This window comes from Streptomyces sp. NPDC048600 (genome assembly GCF_055587025.1).
The window spans coordinates 51,412-68,981 of sequence record NZ_JBVJGZ010000023.1 but is presented as its reverse complement, the minus strand read 5'-3'; the positions used below and the strand labels follow the sequence as shown (position 1 = coordinate 68,981).

General features: G+C 70.5%; 14 protein-coding genes. 7 read left to right on the top strand and 7 right to left on the bottom strand.

All coding sequences use genetic code 11. The annotated features are described in order from the left end of the window. Positions 1-94 precede the first annotated feature (94 nt). The gene (locus ACZ6SQ_RS27530) at positions 95-1,309 is read right to left on the bottom strand and encodes an NYN domain-containing protein (RefSeq protein WP_469566589.1); all 1,215 of its coding nucleotides are present in this window, start codon (positions 1,307-1,309) and stop codon (positions 95-97) included. Between the two features lie 224 nt (positions 1,310-1,533). On the opposite strand from ACZ6SQ_RS27530, the gene ACZ6SQ_RS27525 reads away from it, so the two are divergent. After that, on the top strand, positions 1,534-1,698 hold the full coding sequence (locus ACZ6SQ_RS27525) for a hypothetical protein (protein ID WP_386380347.1): 165 nt from the start codon (positions 1,534-1,536) through the stop codon (positions 1,696-1,698). A 120-nt stretch (positions 1,699-1,818) separates the two neighbouring features. On the opposite strand, the gene dnaE is transcribed toward ACZ6SQ_RS27525, so the two are convergent. Then, on the bottom strand, positions 1,819-5,358 hold the full coding sequence (gene dnaE, locus ACZ6SQ_RS27520; protein WP_469566587.1) for a DNA polymerase III subunit alpha: 3,540 nt from the start codon (positions 5,356-5,358) through the stop codon (positions 1,819-1,821). 257 nt (positions 5,359-5,615) lie between these two features. On the opposite strand from dnaE, the gene ACZ6SQ_RS27515 reads away from it, so the two are divergent. The 5 genes from ACZ6SQ_RS27515 (at position 5,616) to ACZ6SQ_RS27495 (ending at position 11,759) form a co-directional block, all read left to right on the top strand. After that, positions 5,616-6,938 carry a DUF2252 domain-containing protein gene (locus tag ACZ6SQ_RS27515; protein ID WP_469566585.1) on the top strand — a complete coding sequence of 441 codons (1,323 nt, stop codon included), beginning with the start codon at positions 5,616-5,618 and terminating at the stop codon, positions 6,936-6,938. 98 nt (positions 6,939-7,036) lie between these two features. After that, complete coding sequence (locus tag ACZ6SQ_RS27510; RefSeq protein ID WP_469566583.1) at positions 7,037-7,720, top strand: hypothetical protein; 684 nt, start codon at positions 7,037-7,039, stop codon at positions 7,718-7,720. A 90-nt stretch (positions 7,721-7,810) separates the two neighbouring features. Then, positions 7,811-8,611, top strand: coding sequence for a DsbA family protein (locus ACZ6SQ_RS27505; protein ID WP_469566581.1), 801 nt, complete (start codon positions 7,811-7,813; stop codon positions 8,609-8,611). A 182-nt stretch (positions 8,612-8,793) separates the two neighbouring features. Next, positions 8,794-10,455, top strand: a complete 1,662-nt coding sequence (locus tag ACZ6SQ_RS27500) for an alkaline phosphatase D family protein (RefSeq protein ID WP_469566579.1) — start codon at positions 8,794-8,796, stop codon at positions 10,453-10,455. Between the two features lie 317 nt (positions 10,456-10,772). Next, the gene (locus tag ACZ6SQ_RS27495) at positions 10,773-11,759 is read left to right on the top strand and encodes a zinc metalloprotease (RefSeq protein WP_386380353.1); all 987 of its coding nucleotides are present in this window, start codon (positions 10,773-10,775) and stop codon (positions 11,757-11,759) included. Between the two features lie 24 nt (positions 11,760-11,783). Here the strand turns inward: ACZ6SQ_RS27495 and ACZ6SQ_RS27490 are convergent, their stop codons facing one another. Next, a complete protein-coding gene (locus ACZ6SQ_RS27490) occupies positions 11,784-12,353 on the bottom strand; it encodes a dienelactone hydrolase family protein (protein ID WP_469566576.1) in 570 nt (189 codons plus the stop codon). 29 nt (positions 12,354-12,382) lie between these two features. Here ACZ6SQ_RS27490 and ACZ6SQ_RS27485 point away from each other — a divergent pair, with 29 nt between their 5' ends. Further along, a complete protein-coding gene (locus ACZ6SQ_RS27485) occupies positions 12,383-13,486 on the top strand; it encodes a mechanosensitive ion channel family protein (RefSeq protein ID WP_469566574.1) in 1,104 nt (367 codons plus the stop codon). 27 nt (positions 13,487-13,513) lie between these two features. On the opposite strand, the gene ACZ6SQ_RS27480 is transcribed toward ACZ6SQ_RS27485, so the two are convergent. The 4 genes from ACZ6SQ_RS27480 to ACZ6SQ_RS27465 all read right to left on the bottom strand — a co-directional run bounded on the left by ACZ6SQ_RS27480 (position 13,514) and on the right by ACZ6SQ_RS27465 (position 17,521). Further along, positions 13,514-14,254 carry an SDR family NAD(P)-dependent oxidoreductase gene (locus tag ACZ6SQ_RS27480; RefSeq protein ID WP_469566573.1) on the bottom strand — a complete coding sequence of 247 codons (741 nt, stop codon included), beginning with the start codon at positions 14,252-14,254 and terminating at the stop codon, positions 13,514-13,516. Positions 14,255-14,437: 183 nt separating this feature from the next. Then, positions 14,438-16,027 (bottom strand): Na+/H+ antiporter, encoded by a 1,590-nt coding sequence (locus ACZ6SQ_RS27475; RefSeq protein ID WP_469566706.1) that lies wholly within the window; start codon positions 16,025-16,027, stop codon positions 14,438-14,440. An 88-nt stretch (positions 16,028-16,115) separates the two neighbouring features. Continuing rightward, positions 16,116-16,580, bottom strand: coding sequence for a GNAT family N-acetyltransferase (locus ACZ6SQ_RS27470; RefSeq protein ID WP_469566571.1), 465 nt, complete (start codon positions 16,578-16,580; stop codon positions 16,116-16,118). After that, entirely contained in the window at positions 16,577-17,521 is a 945-nt protein-coding gene (locus tag ACZ6SQ_RS27465; protein ID WP_469566569.1) for an RluA family pseudouridine synthase, read from the bottom strand. Before ACZ6SQ_RS27465 ends, ACZ6SQ_RS27470 begins: the two co-directional genes overlap by 4 nt. Positions 17,522-17,570: the final 49 nt, after the last annotated feature.

The following is a 17,570-nucleotide window of genomic DNA, read 5'->3' as shown; positions in this document are numbered from 1 at the left end:
AACCGCCCGTACACCCTTTTCCCGGCCACCGCCCCCCGGCGGCCGTACGGGCCATGCCCCGCTCCCCGGCCACGGCCCGTAGGGTCCTGCCGGCTCACTCCCCGGCGGGCGCGTGCTCCGGGGCCGTGGGGACGTCGAACTCGCGCCAGAAGCCCGCCCGGATCGCGTACCGGTCGTGCTCGTCGATCTGGTCGTCCTTGTGGGCCAGCAGCCCGAAGCGGGCCGCGTACCGCAGCAGTTCGCCGTCGATCCGGTGCGGGATGCGCGGGTACATGCCCGACAGCCGCTGGAGATGCCCCTGGTCCCCCAGCCGGGCCATCCACCGGCGGGCGAACACCTGCCCGACCTCGTACGGGTCGCCGCCGACGGTCGTGATGTCCTCCTCCCGGTCGGCCCAGCGCTGCTCGGCCGTGGTGAGCTGCGCCAGCGTCGGCATGGCGGCGATCTCCGGCGGCTCGGCGCCGACGCCGGGCCGGTCGACCCAGCCCTTGTCGGAGGACCAGCGCAGGGTCGCGCTCGCCGGGTGCTGCACGGCGTGCGTGCCGGGTCCGCGCAGGGCGGCGAGGTCCTTGGGGGTGGGCACGCCCTTGGGCGCGGGCACCCGCTCCTGGTCGGCGGGCCGCGTCCCGGCGGCGGGATGCTGCGCGGGCTCGTCGGCGGGCCGCTCGGTGCCGGGCAGGCTCGCGTCGGGCAGCGGTGCGGACAGGATCGCGGCGATCTCCGGCCGAGGCGCGGGCGGCGGCGCGCAGATCCCGCTCAGTTCCTTGGCCCGGACGGCCTTGGTGATCCAGGTCCGGTCCAGCACGCGCCGCTCGTCGGCCTCGGCGACCAGGTCCTCCGACTGGTTGTAGTCGCCGTCGGCGGCCTGGACGGCCCAGAGGTGGACGGCGACCCCGTGCTCCTTGGCGGCCATCATGCCGGGCAGCAGATCGCCGTCGCCGGTGACCAGGACGATGTCGGAGCAGGCGCGGTTGCGGGCCAGTTCGGTCAGTTCGGCGTGCATGGCCGCGTCGACGCCCTTCTGGGCCCAGCGTCCGTCGCTGCGGGTCAGGGCTCCCAGCCGGACGGTGACCCGGGGCATCACCCGCAGCCTGCGGTGCTCGGGCTGGGGGACGCGGTCGGGGGCGCCGTCGAACCAGTAGATGCGCAGCAGGGGGCGCTCGGTCTCGGACTCGGCGCGCTCGCGCAGACCCTGGATGAGGGCCGCGTGGTCGACGGTGATGCGGGACCTGGACGGTTCCCCGGCGAGGAGACTGGCGGCGGCCCCCAGCAGATACCCGGCGTCCACCAGGACGATGCAGCGGTCCACACGACTCACCCTCTTCCTGGGAGTTTTGCTTGCGGCTCGCTTCGAGTCTGCCCGACCGCGCGTGGGTTAACGGCCGGAACTCGATCTTCGGCGTGGCGTTTCGGGGCGTCACTCCGCGACCACGCCTGTCACACACGGTAATTATCCGAAATGCGCTCTTTGTCAGGCTATGTGAATCTGGTCGCGGCCCTGGCCCCTAGATCACCCTCAGGAGGCAGATCACCATGGCCAAGAACAAGAACCGTGAGCGCAAGCAGCCGCAGTCCGAGCGCATGCAGCAGTCCGCACAGCAGTCCTCGATGGAGCAGCAGGCGGAACAGCGGATGGCGCAGGTGACTCCCGGCGACGTGGCCCGCAAGGGCAGGCAGAAGCGCTTCGGTCACAACTGACACCTTCATAAAGGGTTGTTGAGACCCAGGCACACGTGAGGGGCGCACCCGCTGCGGGTGCGCCCCTCACGCCGTCCGTCCGTCCGTCGCGGCCCCGGTCGGCCTGTTTCCGGGTGCCGGTCAGCCGGCCAGACAGGACGGGCCGAGCAGCACCTTCAGATCGCCGAACAGCGCCGGGTCGGGCTTGACCCGGTGCCGGTCCAGCCGCAGCACGGTCGTCCTGGTCGGCCCCTGGAGCTTGATGCGGACCTCGCTGTCACCCTTGTGGTGGCTGAGGATCTCGCCGAGACGGCTGATCATCGGCGGGGTGACCTTCATGGCCGGGATGGTGAGGATCACGGGCGCGTTGGTGCCCGCCGTGGACAGGTCGGGGACCATCAGCTCCATGGCGACCAGCCGCGGCACGTCCTCGCGCTTGTCGAGGCGGCCCTTGACGAACACCACGGCGTCCTCGACGAGTTGGGTCGACACCAGCTGGTAGGTCGCCGGGAAGAACATGCACTCGATGGAACCGGCCAGGTCCTCGACGGTGGCGATGGCCCAGGCGTTGCCCTGCTTGGTCATCTTGCGCTGGAGGCCGGAGATGATGCCGCCGATGGTGACGACCGCCCCGTCCGCGTGCTCACCGCCGGTGAGCTGGGCGATGCCCGCGTCGGCCTTGTCGGACAGCACGTGCTCCAGGCCGAACAGCGGGTGGTCGGAGACGTAGAGACCGAGCATCTCCCGCTCCTGGGCGAGCAGATAGGTCTTGTCCCACTCGTCGGGTGAGAACTCCACGTCCAGCCCGAAGCCCGGCTCGCTGCTGCTCTCCTCGCCCATGCCGCCGAAGAGGTCGAACTGGCCCTCGGCCTCCTTGCGCTTGACCGCGACCACGTTGTCGATCATCGGCTCGTACTGCGCGGTCAGGCCCTTGCGGGTGTGTCCCATGGTGTCGAAGGCGCCGGCCTTGATCAGCGACTCCGTGGTGCGCTTGTTGCAGACGACCGCGTCGACCTTGTCGAGGTAGTCGGGGAAGGAGGCGTACTTCCCCTTGGCCTTGCGGCACTTGATGATCGACTCCACGACGTTGGTGCCGACGTTGCGCACGGCGGACAGGCCGAAGAGGATCACGTCGTCGCCCTGGGCGGCGAAGTTGGACTCGGACTCGTTGACGTTCGGCGGGAGCACCCGGATGCCCATGCGGCGGCACTCGTTGAGGTAGACGGCCGACTTGTCCTTGTCGTCCTTCACCGAGGTCAGCAGCCCCGCCATGTACTCGGCCGGGTAGTTCGCCTTCAGGTAGGCGGTCCAGTACGAGACCAGGCCGTACGCGGCGGAGTGCGCCTTGTTGAAGGCGTAGCCGGCGAACGGGACCAGCACGTCCCACAGGGACTGGATGGCCTCGTCGCTGTAGCCGTTCTTGCGGGCGCCGGCCTGGAAGATGACGAAGTTCTTCTCCAGCTCCTCGGGCTTCTTCTTGCCCATCACGCGGCGGAGGATGTCGGCCTCGCCGAGCGAGTAGCCCGCGATGATCTGGGCGGCCTTCTGCACCTGCTCCTGGTAGACGATCAGGCCGTAGGTGACCGCGAGGACCTCTTCGAGAGGCGCCTCCAGCTCCTTGTGGATCGGCGTGATCTCCTGCTGCTTGTTCTTGCGCAGCGCGTAGTTCGTGTGCGAGTTCATGCCCATCGGGCCCGGCCGGTACAGGGCCGAGACGGCGGAGATGTCCTCGAAGTTGTCGGGCTTCATCAGCCGCAGCAGGGACCGCATGGGTCCGCCGTCGAACTGGAAGACGCCGAGGGTGTCGCCGCGCTGGAGCAGTTCGAAGGTCTTCGGGTCGTCCAGGGGCAGGCCGAGCAGGTCCAGCTCGACGCCCTTGTTCGCCTTCACCATCTTGACGGCGTCGTCCATGATGGTCAGGTTCCGCAGGCCGAGGAAGTCCATCTTCAGCAGGCCGAGCGACTCGCACTGCGGGTAGTCCCACTGCGTGATGGTCACGCCGTCGGTGTGCCGCACCCAGATCGGGGCATGCTCGACGATCGGCTCGCTGGACATGATCACGCCGGCCGCGTGCACACCCATCTGCCGGACCAGGCCCTCCACACCGCGCGCGGTGTCGATGACCTTCTTGACGTCCGGCTCGTTCTCGTACATCGCCCGGATCTCGCCGGCCTCGGAGTACCGGGGGTGCTGCGGGTCGGTGATGCCGGAGAGCGGGATGCCCTTGCCGAGGACGTCCGGCGGCATGGCCTTGGTGAGGCGGTCGCCCATCGCGTACGGGTAGCCCAGCACGCGCGCGGAGTCCTTGATGGCGTTCTTGGCCTTGATCTTGCCGTAGGTGCCGATCATGGCGACCTTGTCGGAGCCGTACTTCTCCGTCACGTACCGGATCACCTCGACGCGCCTGCGCTCGTCGAAGTCGATGTCGACGTCGGGCATCGAGATGCGCTCGGGGTTGAGGAAGCGCTCGAAGATCAGTCCGTGCGGGATCGGGTCGAGGTCGGTGATGCCGAGGGCGTAGGCGACGATCGAGCCGGCCGCGGAGCCGCGGCCGGGGCCGACCGCGATGCCCTGCTTCTTGGCCCACATGATGAAGTCGGCGACCACGAGGAAGTAGCCCGGGAAGCCCATCGAGATGATGGTGTCCATCTCGTACTCGACCTGCTTGACGCGGTCCTCCGGGATGCCGCCCGGGAAGCGGCGCTCCATGCCGCGCATGGTCTCCTCGCGGAACCAGCTGACCTCGGTGTAGCCCTCGGGGATGTCGAACTTCGGCATGAGGTTCTTCTCGAGGAACATGCCGGTGGTGTCGATCTGCTCGGCCACCAGGAGGGTGTTGCGGCAGCCCTCCTGCCAGGCGTCCGAGGAGTCGACGGCGTACATCTCGTCCGTGGACTTCAGGTAGTAGCCGGTGCCGTCGAACTTGAAGCGGTCCGGGTCGGAGAGGTTCTTGCCGGTCTGGATGCACAGCAGCGCGTCGTGGGCGGTGGCCTCGTGCGCGTAGGTGTAGTGCGAGTCGTTGGTGACCAGCGGCGGGATGCCGAGCTTCTTGCCGATCTCCAGCAGGCCGTCACGGACCCGGCGCTCGATCTCGATGCCGTGGTCCATCAGCTCCAGGAAGTAGCGGTCCTTGCCGAAGATGTCCTGGTACTCGGCGGCCGACTTCAGGGCCTCGTCGAACTGGCCGAGCCGCAGCCGGGTCTGGAGCTCGCCGGAGGGGCAGCCGGTGGAGGCGATGAGCCCCTCGGACCACTGGGAGATGGTCTCCTTGTCCATCCGGGGCCACTTCTGGAGCCAGCCCTCGGCGTAGGCGTCGGAGGAGAGCTTGAAGAGGTTGTGCAGCCCGGTGGAGTTCGCCGCCCAGATCGTCTTGTGGGTGTAACCGCCGGAGCCGGAGACGTCGTCGCGCTTCTGGTGCGGCTGGCCCCACTGGATCTTGCGCTTGTTGCGGCGGGACTCGGGGGCGACATAGGCCTCGATGCCGATGATCGGCGTGACCCCGGCCTTCTTGGCCGTGTGGAAGAAGTCGTAGGCGCCGTGCAGGTTGCCGTGGTCGGACATGGCGATGTGCGTCATGCCCATCTCGTTGCACGCGTCGAACATGTCCTTCAGCCGCGCGGCACCGTCCAGCAACGAGTACTGGGTGTGGACGTGCAGGTGCGTGAACGGCGGCTTCGACACGGCGCGGCCTCCAAGGAAAACGCTCGACGACAGGATGCGGACGGTCTGGGGGGACAGCGTCGAAGTCTATGCCCGAGGACTGACACCGGAGATAATCACCGCGGCGCGAAGCGCCTCGATGAGGGGTGGTGGCCGGGCGACGGGCGGGCACCTATGCGTACCTTCATGCGTTGGAAGTGGGCGGGGGGCGTCCCGAGGGACGAACGTCACACCTGCCCCATACGTCACGCACCATCTGCACCAGGAGGCATCCAGCGATGTCGGTTCCCCAGCTCGACGTGGAGCGCAGGGGCGAGGAGATCCTCGCCGTCTTCGACACCGCCTTCGGCGAACTGCTGGCCGCCGACCCGGCCGCGTTCCGGGTGAAGTTCCGCAAGATGGCGGCCTCGGCGTTCGCGTTCTACCGGGGGACGGCCTGCCTCTTCTACCACGACCTGGGCTCGGGGGACGGCGGCCCCTACGTGGACGACCGCACCTCGCGCGTGTGGATCCACGGCGACCTGCACGCCGAGAACTTCGGCACCTACATGGACTCCACGGGCCGGCTGATCTTCAACGTCAACGACTTCGACGAGGCCTACGTCGGCCCCTTCACCTGGGACCTGAAGCGCTTCGCGGCCTCCGTCGCGCTGATCGGCTACGCCAAGGCCCTCAGCGACGAGCAGATCACCGAGATGGTGGGGATCTACGCGGGCGCGTACCGCGAGCGGGTCCACGAGCTGGCCGCCGGCGCCAAGACCGACGACGTGCCGCCGTTCACCCTGGACACGGCGACCGGACCGCTGCTCGGCGCCCTGCGCGACGCCCGTTCGCTGACCCGCTTCGGGCTGCTGGACTCGATGACGGAGATCCGCGACTTCGAGCGCCGTTTCGCGCCCGGCGGCGGCTCCATCGAGCTGGACGCGGCGACCCGCTACAAGGTGCTGGCGGCCTTCGACGGCTATCTGGAGACGCTGCCCGAGACCTCGCTGGCCCGCCCCGACTCCTACCGCGTCAAGGACGTCGTCGGCCGCCGCGGCATCGGCATCGGCTCGGCCGGCCTGCCCTCGTACAACATCCTGCTGGAGGGCCACAGCGACGCCCTGGAGAACGACGTGGTGATCTACGTCAAGCAGGCCCAGACCCCGGCGGTGTCCCGGCACGTCACCGACCCGGCGATCCGTGAGTACTTCCGGCACGAGGGCCACCGCACGGTGATCTCCCAGCGCGCCCTCCAGGCCCACGCCGACCCGTGGCTGGGCTGGACCGAGCTGGACGGCGCGGGCCAGCTGGTCGCCGAGGTCTCGCCGTACGCCGTGGACCTGGACTGGGGCGACATCGACGACCCGGAGGAGATCGCGGCCGTCGTGGCCGACCTCGGCCGGGCGACCGCCTCGATGCACTCCGCCGCCGACGACACCTCCGGCGAGTCGCTGGTGCCGTTCTCCACCGAGCGGGCCATCGACGCGGCGATCGCGGCCGACGAGGAGGGCTTCGTTCCGCTGCTGGTGGACTTCGCGCACAGCTACGGCGCACGCGCGCGTGCCGACCACCAGATCTTCGTCGACCTGTTCCGCAACGGCCGTATCCCGGGTCTGTGACGCCGTCGCCCGGCGGACCTGCGAAAACCCGCCTCGGCGAATCTCACAGGGAACCTTTAAGGGTCCCTTATCCGGCCGCATGCCACACTTCGTAGGCGATGGACATATCCGGAACCCAGCTCAGAGCCGTGCGCGCGGTGCTGTTCACGGCGGTGGTCGTGACCCTCAGCACCGCGTCGCACGTGCTGCTGTCCGGGGTTCCGCTTCCGGTGGGCACGGTCGCGGTGGTCACCGCCGCCGTGTTCGCCGTGGCCTACGCGCTGGCGGGCGCCGAGCGCGGCTTCGGGCGGATCGCCGCCCTGCTGATTCCGCTGGAGCTGGCCGCCGACACGGTCTTCACCACCGGCCAGCACACCTGTTACGGCCAGGCCGGCGGCCCGGTCGCGGGTCCGCTGCGCTCGGTCGGCCTGGATCTGCTGTGCGCCGGCCAGGTGGGCGGGCCGCTCGCCCGCGTGACCGGCGGGGAACGGATGGCCTTCCTGCTCGGGCAGGCCGGTCCGGCCACCGCCTGGCTGCTGCTGGGCGCCCATGTCGGTGTCGGACTGCTGGCCGCCCTCTGGCTGCGGCGCGGCGAACGCGCCCTGGCCCAGCTGATGCGGGCCGCCGGCGCCACCACCTTCCGGCCGCTGCTGCTGGCGGCCGCCGCGGTCGCCGTACGGCGCACCCCGGCCCGTCCCCGGCAGCCCCGCCCGCTGCGCCGCACCGCGCCGGTGCGCGATCTGCTGCTCTCGCACTCCCTGGGACGCCGGGGACCGCCCTGCTCCGCCGCCCGCGCCGTCTGACGACGGCCCGGCCCGCACCTGAGCACAGGCAGTCCCCCACACCCGTATCCCGCGTACGACACGTGCGCGTCCCACAGGGAGATCATCAGCATGAGCAAGCGGAACAGCCAGGCGGCGAAGTCGGCGGCCCGGGAGCGGCTGCGCGTGGAGCGCGAGCGCGAGGCGAAGAAGGCCAAGGCCAGGCGTCAGCTCGTGGTGGCCGGCACGGTCGTCGGTGTGCTGGCCGCGGCCGGCGGCATCGGCTTCGCGGTCGTGCAGGCCAATGAGCCCGGCAAGTGGGAGGAGGCCGCGAAGGCGACCGTCGTCGCGCCGGCCAACACCTCCGGCAAGAACGGCACCACGCTCGTCATCGGCGACTCCAAGTCCGACAACGTGGTCCACCTCTACGAGGACCCGCGCTGCCCGGCCTGCGCGAGCTTCGAGCAGACCGTCGGCGAGACGGTCAACAAGGGCATGACGGACGGCGACTACAAGCTGTCCCTCACCATCGGCACCTTCCTGGACGGCAACCTCGGCGGCGAGGGCTCCAAGAACGCCCTGAGCGCGCTCGGCGCCGCGCTGAACGTCAGCCCCGAGGCGTTCCTGGACTACAAGGCCGCGCTGTACTCGGCCGAGTACCACCCCGAGGAGTCCACCGACGACCTCGCCGACGACAGCTACCTGATCAAGGTCGCGGACACGGTCGACGCCCTGAAGAACAACAAGAAGTTCCAGGACGCCGTCGAGGCGGGCACCTACGACGCCTGGGCGATGAAGATGAGCAAGGCCTTCGACGACTCCGAGGGCGTCGAATCCACGCCCACGGTCAAGATCAACGACAAGACGATCGAGAACCCGAAGACGGTCGCCGACTGGCAGGCTGCCCTGAAGGACGCGGGCGTCACCAAGTAGCCGGGCGGGAGCGCCGGGCGCGCCTCCCCGCACGGAACGCGGCACCGGTCACGTAACACCACGTCAGACGGCAGGCGTCAGGAAACGGACAGCCGAAGAGCGGGCGAACTCTTGAGAGTTCGCCCGCTCTTGCCGTGCCGATGGCTTACCCACGGGCCTACCGCTCAGTAATCTGATCGCCCGTGACCAGTCGCAACAGATCTCACGTAGGCAGCAACCTGCCCGCTCCGCGCCGCCGTTCGGTCGTCAAGGCCGCCGCCGCCGGAGCCGTACTCGCCGCCCCGCTGACCGCCGCGCTACCCGCGCGCGCCGCCGGATCGGCCCCCGCCTTCCTGCACGGCGTCGCCTCCGGCGACCCGCTGCCCGACGGCATCCTGCTGTGGACGCGGGTGACCCCGGACCCCGAGGCGGTCCCCGGCTCCGGGCTCGGCGCCGACACCACGGTGAGCTGGGTCGTCGCCACCGACAAGGCGCTCACCCAGGTCGTCGGCCGGGGCTCCACCACCGCCACCGCCGCCACCGACCACACGGTCAAGGCGGACATCCGCGGACTCGCGCCCGCCACGGACTACTTCTTCCGCTTCTCCGCGGGCGGCACCGACTCGCCCGTGGCCCGTACCCGCACCGCGCCCGCCGCCGACGCGGCCGTGGCGAACCTCCGCTTCGGCGTGGTCTCCTGCGCCAACTGGGAGGCCGGCCACTTCTCCGCCTACCGCCATCTCGCCGACCGCGGCGACCTGGACGCCTGGCTGCACCTCGGCGACTACATCTACGAGTACGGCAACGGCCAGTACGGCACCCGTGACACCGTCGTGCGGCCGCACGCCCCCGCGCACGAGATCCTCACCCTGGCGGACTACCGGATCCGGCACGGCCGTTACAAGACCGACCCCGACCTCCAGTCCCTGCACTCCAAGGCGCCGGTCGTGGCGATCTGGGACGACCACGAGATCGCCAACGACGCCTGGTCGGGCGGCGCGGAGAACCACACCGAGGGCGCCGAGGGCGCCTACGCGAACCGTCAGGCGGCCGCCAAGCAGGCCTACTTCGAGTGGATGCCGGTGCGTCCGGCGATCGCCGGCACCACCTACCGCCGGCTGCGCTTCGGCAAGCTCGCCGACCTCTCGCTGCTGGACCTGCGCTCGTTCCGCGACCAGCAGATCAAGCTGGGCAACGGCCAGGTGGACGACCCGGACCGCACGCTCACCGGCCGGGCCCAGCTGGACTGGCTGAAAGCGGGACTGAAGTCCTCGGACACCACCTGGCGGCTGGTCGGCAACTCGGTGATGATCTCGCCGTTCGCCATCGGCTCGCTCACCGCGGACCTGCTCAAGCCGCTCGCCGAGCTGCTGGGCCTGCCGAAGGAGGGCCTGGCCCTCAACACCGACCAGTGGGACGGCTACACGGACGACCGCCGCGAGCTGCTGGCGCATCTGCGGTCCAACGCCATCCGCAACACGGTCTTCCTCACCGGCGACATCCACATGGCCTGGGCGAACGACGTGCCGGTGAACGCGGGCACATACCCGCTGTCGGCCTCGGCCGCCACGGAGTTCGTGGTCACCTCCGTGACCTCCGACAACCTCGACGACCTGGTGAAGGTCCCCGAGGGCACGGTGTCGGCCGTCGCCGCGCCGCTGATCCGCGCCGCCAACCGGCATGTCCACTGGGTCGACACCGACCGCCACGGCTACGGCGTCCTGGACATCACCGCCGACCGGGCGCAGATGGACTACTACGTCCTGTCCGACCGGACGAAGGCGGACGCGACCTCGTCGTGGGCGCGCTCCTACCGCACCCGCAGCGGCACCCAGAAGGTCGAACGGACCTACTCACCGGTGTGAGCCGGACAGTGAGCGACGATTTTCAGCCAAACCCGGTGTGCTACTGAACCGTTAAGGCGAGATCACGTCGCTACGGCGGGTGGTGTGAGCCGTGGTCCTTTTCCGGACACACCACCCGCGCAGGTCACCGCTCTCGTTACATCCGGGTACCGAACTCCGGACGCGGTGATCGTTCACTTGCCCAATCCTCCCTGTTTGCCGGGAATTTGATAGGGCCTGAACTCTCCTCTCGCCAGGTCGGCATGTCCACGTAATCTCCGGGCGGCGGTCAGGAAGATCCCTGACTCAACCAACTCCCCACCCCACCTGGAGTCAGCATGCGTGCGTTCGCCCGGATATCCCCCCACATGCGCAGACGCCTCATCGGCACTGCCGCCGTGGCCGGAACCTTGCTCCTCACCCCGCTGTCGGCACCCACCAGTGTCGCCGCGGCCGGCACGACCGGTGCCGAGTGCGCCGAGGACTCCGCCCCCGCGGCCGCCCGTGAGGCCAAGCCCGGCGCGGGCCAGACGGTCGCCGAGCCCAACGAGGTCACCGCGGCCAAGGCCCAGGCCATGGACGCCGACCTCCAGAAGCGCCTCGACAAGCTGCGGACGAGCGGCAAGCGCGTCACGGCCGCCGCCGCGGCCACCACCGTCCCGGTCTACTTCCACGTCATCCACAGCGGCACGACCGGCAAGCTCTCCGCCACCGCCGTCAACGCCCAGATGAACGTGCTGAACGCGGCCTACGCCGGCCAGGGCACCGGAAACGTCGACTCCGGCTACCAGTTCACGCTGGCCGCGACCGACTACACGGACAACGCGGCCTGGTACAACCTCAGCTCCGGCTCGACCGCGGAGAAGGCGATGAAGACCGCCCTGCGCAAGGGCGGCGCGAACGCGCTCAACATCTACACCGCCAACCTCGGCGGCGGCCTGCTGGGCTGGGCCACGTTCCCCAGCTCCTACAACTCCAGCCCCTCCATGGACGGCGTGGTCCTGCTGGACACCTCGCTGCCGGGCGGCTCGGCCGCCAACTACAACGAGGGCGACACGGCGACCCACGAGGTCGGCCACTGGATGGGCCTGTACCACACCTTCCAGGGCGGCTGTAACGGCAACGGCGACTACGTCACCGACACCCCGGCCGAGAAGAGCGCCGCCTACCAGTGCCCCACCGGCCGTGACACGTGCACCAACAAGACCGGTGTGGACCCCATCCACAACTTCATGGACTACACGTACGACAACTGCATGTACCAGTTCACCGCAGGCCAGGTGACCCGCATGCAGCAGAACTGGGCCGCGTACCGCGCGGGCTGAACCGGCTGAGGTGAGACCGCGGGACTACAGCGAGCCGAGGAAGCCGAGCGCCACCCGCCAGGTGGCCTCGGCGGCCTCGGCGTCGTAGTCCGGCAGACCGGGGTCGGTGTACAGGTGACCGGCCCCGGCGTAGCGGTAGACCTCCACGTCGGCGCCGGTGCGGCCCATCTGGAGGTACCAGGAGCTCAGCCAGTCGTCCGTCTCGAACGGGTCGGGCTCCGCGACGTGCAGTTGCACCGGCAGTTCGTCCGCCGAGACGTTCGGCGCGATGTCCGACGTGCCGTGCAGAAGCAGCAGACCGCGCGCCTTGTCGTCGCCGAGACACAGGGTCTGCGCGATGGACGCGCCCAGCGAGAACCCGGCGTACACCAGCCCGCGCTCCGAGTACGGCGCGGCGGCCAGCACGGCACGCCTGAGCAGTTCGTCCTTGCCGATCTCGTCCTTGCAGGCCATGCCCTCCTCGACCGTCTCGAAGGTGCGGCCGTCGAACAGATCGGGCGACCACACCTCGTGACCGGCCGCGCGCAGCCGGTCGGCCGCGTCGCGCACCGCGGGCCTGAGGCCGTAGGCGGAGTGAAAGAGCATGATGTTCATGAGGCCATCGTGCCAGTACGGTCGGGGGCATGGAGAACGTACTGCGCCCGGTGATCGTCATCGGCGGCTCGGTCGTCCTCACGCTGCTCATCGGCTGGGCGACGGACCGACTGCTGAGCAAGGCGGACCGCCGGCACAGCGAGACCCCCCTGTGGGGTCTGCTGCGCCGTGCCCGTGTCCCTTATCAGCTCGTGCTGTGCACGGCCCTGTTGAGAGGGTCGTACGACGAGGCGAAACTGCTGGAGGCCAACGAGGTCGGCATCGGCCGGATCCTGACCCTGACCCTGATCGGCTCGTCCGCCTGGCTGGTGATCCGGATCGCCGGCGCCGTGGTGGAGACGACGTACAGCCGCTACGCCCGCGCGAGCCACGACGCGGCCCGGGTCCGGCGGGTGCGGACCCAGGTGACGCTGATCACGCGTGTGGTCGCGGCGGTCGTCGGTGTGGTGGCCGTGGCCGCGATGCTGCTGACCTTCCCGGCGATGCGCGCGGCCGGCGCCTCGCTGCTGGCCTCGGCCGGGATCATCGGCATCGTCGCCGGTGTGGCCGCCCAGTCCACGCTGAGCAATATGTTCGCCGGGCTCCAGATCGCCTTCGGCGACATGGTGCGCATCGGCGACACGGTCGTGGTGGACGGCGAGTGGGGCACGGTCGAGGAGATCACGCTGACCTTCCTGACCGTGCGGACCTGGGACGAGCGCCGGATCACCATGCCGGTGTCGTACTTCACGTCCAAGCCGTTCGAGAACTGGTCGCGGGGCACCCCGCAGATGACCGGCATCGTCTACTGGCACCTGGACCACTCGGCGCCGCTGGAGGCGATGCGCGAGAAGCTGCGGGACATCCTGCGCGAGTGCCCCTCCTGGGACGGCCGCACCTACACCCTGGACGTCACCGACACCACGCCCAACACCATGGAGGTGCGGGCGCTGATGACGGCGAAGGACGCCGACGACGTCTGGACGGTACGGGTCACGGTGCGCGAGCGGATGATCCGCTGGCTGGTCCTGGAACACCCGTACGCGCTGCCGCGGGTGAACACCGCCGACGCCACGCTGCCCGGCTCCCGGGCGTCCCTCGACGGCGGCGGCAACCGCCGAGCGGCCGCGGACCCGCGCCCGGACCGGGGCTGACCCGGCCCGGGCGCCGCTGACGTCCGGTCAGTGGCCGCGTTCGGCGCCGCCGTTGACCTGCACGATCTGGGAGGTGATGTGCCCGGCGCCCGGGGACGCCAGCCAGTGCAGGGTCGCGGCGACGTCCCCGGGCTCCCCGGCCCGCCCGGTGGCCGTCTCCGCGACCAGCCGCTCCCGGCGGGCCGCCTCGACGGGCCCGCCGAAGAACCCGGTGTCCTCGACGAAGCCGGGGGCGACCGCGTTCACGGTGATCCCGCGCGGGCCCAGCTGCCGGGCCAGGTCGTGCAGATAGGGGTGCAGGGCGGCCTTGGAGGCGGCGTAGGCCCCGCTCCCCGAGCCGCGGAAGGCGGCGATGGAGCTGAGGAACAGCACCCGCCCGCCCGGCTCGGCGAGCCGCTCCTTCAGCGCCTCGGTGAGCAGTACGGCGGTCAGGACGTTCAGCCGGAAGTTCACGGTCCAGTCGTGCAGGACGGCGTCCAGCGGATCGCCGCCCGGCGGGCCGGGCTCCAGGCCGCCGTTGCCGCCCGCGCTGTGCACGAGGACGTCGACGGTCCCGATCTCCTGCCGCACGAACTCCGCGACCCGCCGCACGTCGCCGGGCTCGGCCAGATCGGCCGCGCAGTGCACCGCCCCCGGCACCCCGGCCTTCTCCAGCACCTCGGCGCGCCGCCCGAGCAGCACCACCCGGTCCCCATCGGCAGCGAACACCCGCGCGGCGGCGAGCCCGATCCCGGTTCCCCCACCGCTGATCACAACGTTCCGACTCATGATCACACCCTACGGTTCGGACCACCGCGGCGGAGGCAAGCGCACCCCGCGCGAAGGAAAGCCGCGGACCGCGGCCCCGGAAGCCGCCGACGGCGGGAACCCCGGAAGGAGAGCCGGGCATCTCGACTGCCACGGGCGGCGCGTGGGCGGGGAAAGGACCCCAAAAAACAGAAACCCGAACAACTACCGCAAGCTACGCACATCCAGCTGCCTCAGTACCCGGTCGACCACCTCAGGATCCGCCCCCGGCTCACTCCGCGCCGCGAGCACCTCATGCCGAGCCGCGCTCAACATCTCCCCCTCGATCCGCCGCAACCGCTTCGCCCGCCGCACCCGCTGCTCATGCGCCTCCCTGCGCTCCTCCTCCCCCATCTCGGGAGAGATCCGCACCCCGATGTCGAAGGCCCGCCGCAGCATCCGCTCGGACACCTCCTCCGGCAGCACCTCCACCTCCTCGATCTCCCGCAGCCGCGCCTTCGCCGCCTTCGCCGCCCGCACCGCGAGCCGTTTCTCGAACTCCTTCTCCCGCTCGGTGTCGGCCCGCACCCCCAGCCGTTTCACCAGCCAGGGCAGGGTCAGCCCCTGGAGCACCAGCGTCGCCATGATCACCCCGAAGGCGATGAAGATGATCTCGGAACGGGCGGGGAACGGCGCCCCGTCGTCCGTCTTCAGCGGAATCGCCAGCGCCAGCGCCACCGAGGCGACCCCGCGCATCCCGGACCACCACATGACGACGGTCTCCCGCCAGCTCACCGGGATGTCCTCGTCCGGGTCGTTCCGCCGGGCGTGCAGCCTCTTGGTGAGCCAGGTCGCCGGCAGCAGCCAGGCCAGCCTGACGAGGATCACCACGGCGGCGATCATGGCCGCCCAGCCGAGCATCTCGCCCCAGCGGCCGGACGCGGTCCGCACGGCGATGTGCAGTTCGAGCCCGATCAGCCCGAAGGCGACCCCGGTGACCAGGGTGTCGATGATGTCCCAGAAGGTGTGCCCGGCGAGCCGGGTCATCACGTCGTCGGCGTCGGAGGCGTATTCGGCGAGGAACATCGCCGTGGTGAGCACGGCCAGCACCCCCGAGCCGTGCAGCTCCTCGGCCAGCACGTAGGAGGCGTACGGCACCAGCAGCGTCAGCCCGATCTGGAGGGTCGGATCGCCCAGCAGGTCGAGGAGCCGGTTCGCGGTCCAGCCGAGCGCGACGCCGACGGCGAGCGCCACCACGGCGGACAGCACGAAGTCGAGGGCGGCCTGCCCCGGCGAGAACTGGCCGCTGACGGCGGCGGCGATCGCCACGTGGTAGAGCACGATCGCCGTGACGTCGTTGAAGAGGCCCTCGCCCTCCAGGATGGACACCAGCCGGCGCGGCAGCCCGAGCTGTCCCGCCACGGCGGTCGCGGCGACCGGGTCGGGCGGCGCCACCAGCGCGCCGAGCGCGAACGCGGCGGCCAGCGGCAGCCCCGGCACGACCGCGTCGGCGACGGCGGCCACGCTGAACGTCGTGACGAACACCAGGGCCACGGCCAGCAGGAAGATCGGCCGCCGGTTCGCCGCGAACTGCCGCCACGAGGTGCGCCGTACAGCGGCGTAGAGCAGCGGCGGAAGCAGCAGGGGCAGGATGAGGTCGGGCGGGACGTCGACGTTCGGCACGAACTCGGCCAGGGCCAGGGCGATGCCGAACAGGGTCATCAGCACCGGGGCGGGCAGCCCCAGCCGGTCCCCGAGCGGGACGCTCAGCACGGCTCCGAGCAGCAGCAGGAAGACCAGGCCCAGTTGTTCCACGCTCGGCGCTCCGGCAGCTCGGACGATCACACGGCAGGGCTCAAGCCTGCCACGGCGCCCGTCCCGTCAGCCGTTTCCCCGCAGGTGGCTACAGAGCGCGCCGCATCGCCCGGTGCGCGATCCCGGCCTCCTGGTACTCCGGGCCGTACGGCTCGTAGCCGAGGCGCTCGTAGAAACCGAGCGCGTGGGTCTGCGCGTGCAGGTCGACGGCGGCGAGGCCGCGCGCGCGTGCCGCGTCCTCGATGGCGCGCACCAGGGCGACGCCGACACCGAGCCCGCGGGCCTCCCGGGTCACGGCGAGCCGGCCGAGCGAGCCCAGGGTGAGGTCGCCGCCGGTCTTCTCCACGGCGCCCTCGCCGTACAGCAGTCGGCCGGTGCCGAGCGGGGTGCCGTCCTCGCGCACGGCGAGCACATGCAGCGCGCCGGGGTCGTAGGAGTCGTACTCGATCTCCTGAGGGACGCCCTGCTCGGCGACGAAGACCTCCTTGCGGACGGCGAAGCAGGCCTCGCGGTCGGCGGGGTCCTCGGCGACCCGGACGGCGTACTCGCTCATCCGTAGGTCTCCTCGCGGACCTGCTCGAGGGCCTTCTGCAGGTCGGCGGGGTAGTCGCTGGCGAACTCGGCCCACTGGCCGTCCCCGGGGTGCTCGAAGCCGAGCCGGACGGCGTGCAGCCACTGGCGGGTCAGACCCAGCCGCTTGGCGAGCGTGGGGTCGGCGCCGTAGGTCAGGTCGCCGACGCAGGGGTGGCGGTGGGCGGACATGTGGACGCGGATCTGGTGGGTGCGGCCGGTCTCCAGCTTCACGTCGAGCAGAGAGGCGGCGCGGAAGGCCTCGATCAGGTCGTAGTGCGTGACGGAGGGCTTGCCCTCCGCGGTGACCGCCCACTTGTAGTCGTGGTTCGGATGGCGGCCGATGGGCGCGTCGATGGTGCCGCTGGTCGGGTCCGGGTGGCCCTGGACGAGCGTGTGGTACCGCTTGTCGACCGTGCGCTCCTTGAACTGGCGCTTGAGCGAGGTGTACGCGCGCTCCGACTTGGCGACCACCATCAGACCGGAGGTGCCCACGTCGAGGCGGTGCACGATGCCCTGGCGCTCGGCGGCGCCGGAGGTGGAGATGCGGTAGCCGGCCGCGGCGAGACCGCCGATGACGGTCGGGCCGGTCCAGCCGGGCGAGGGGTGGGCGGCGACACCTACGGGCTTGACGATGACCACGACATCGTCGTCGTCATGGATGATCTCCATGCCCTCGACCGGCTCGGCCACCACCTGCACCGGCGCGGCCGCCTGCGGCATCTCGACCTCGAGCCAGGCCCCGCCGTGCACGCGCTCGGACTTGCCGACCACCGTGCCGTCGACCAGCACCTTGCCCGCGGCCGCCAGCTCCGCGGCCTTCGTACGTGAGAAGCCGAACATGCGGGAGATGGCGGCGTCGACGCGCTCGCCCTCCAGGCCGTCCGGTACGGGCAGGGTGCGGATCTCGGGAATCGTGCTCACCCGTCGAGTATGCCGGACGGTACCGACAGCCCTGTCGCCGCGGGCGGGG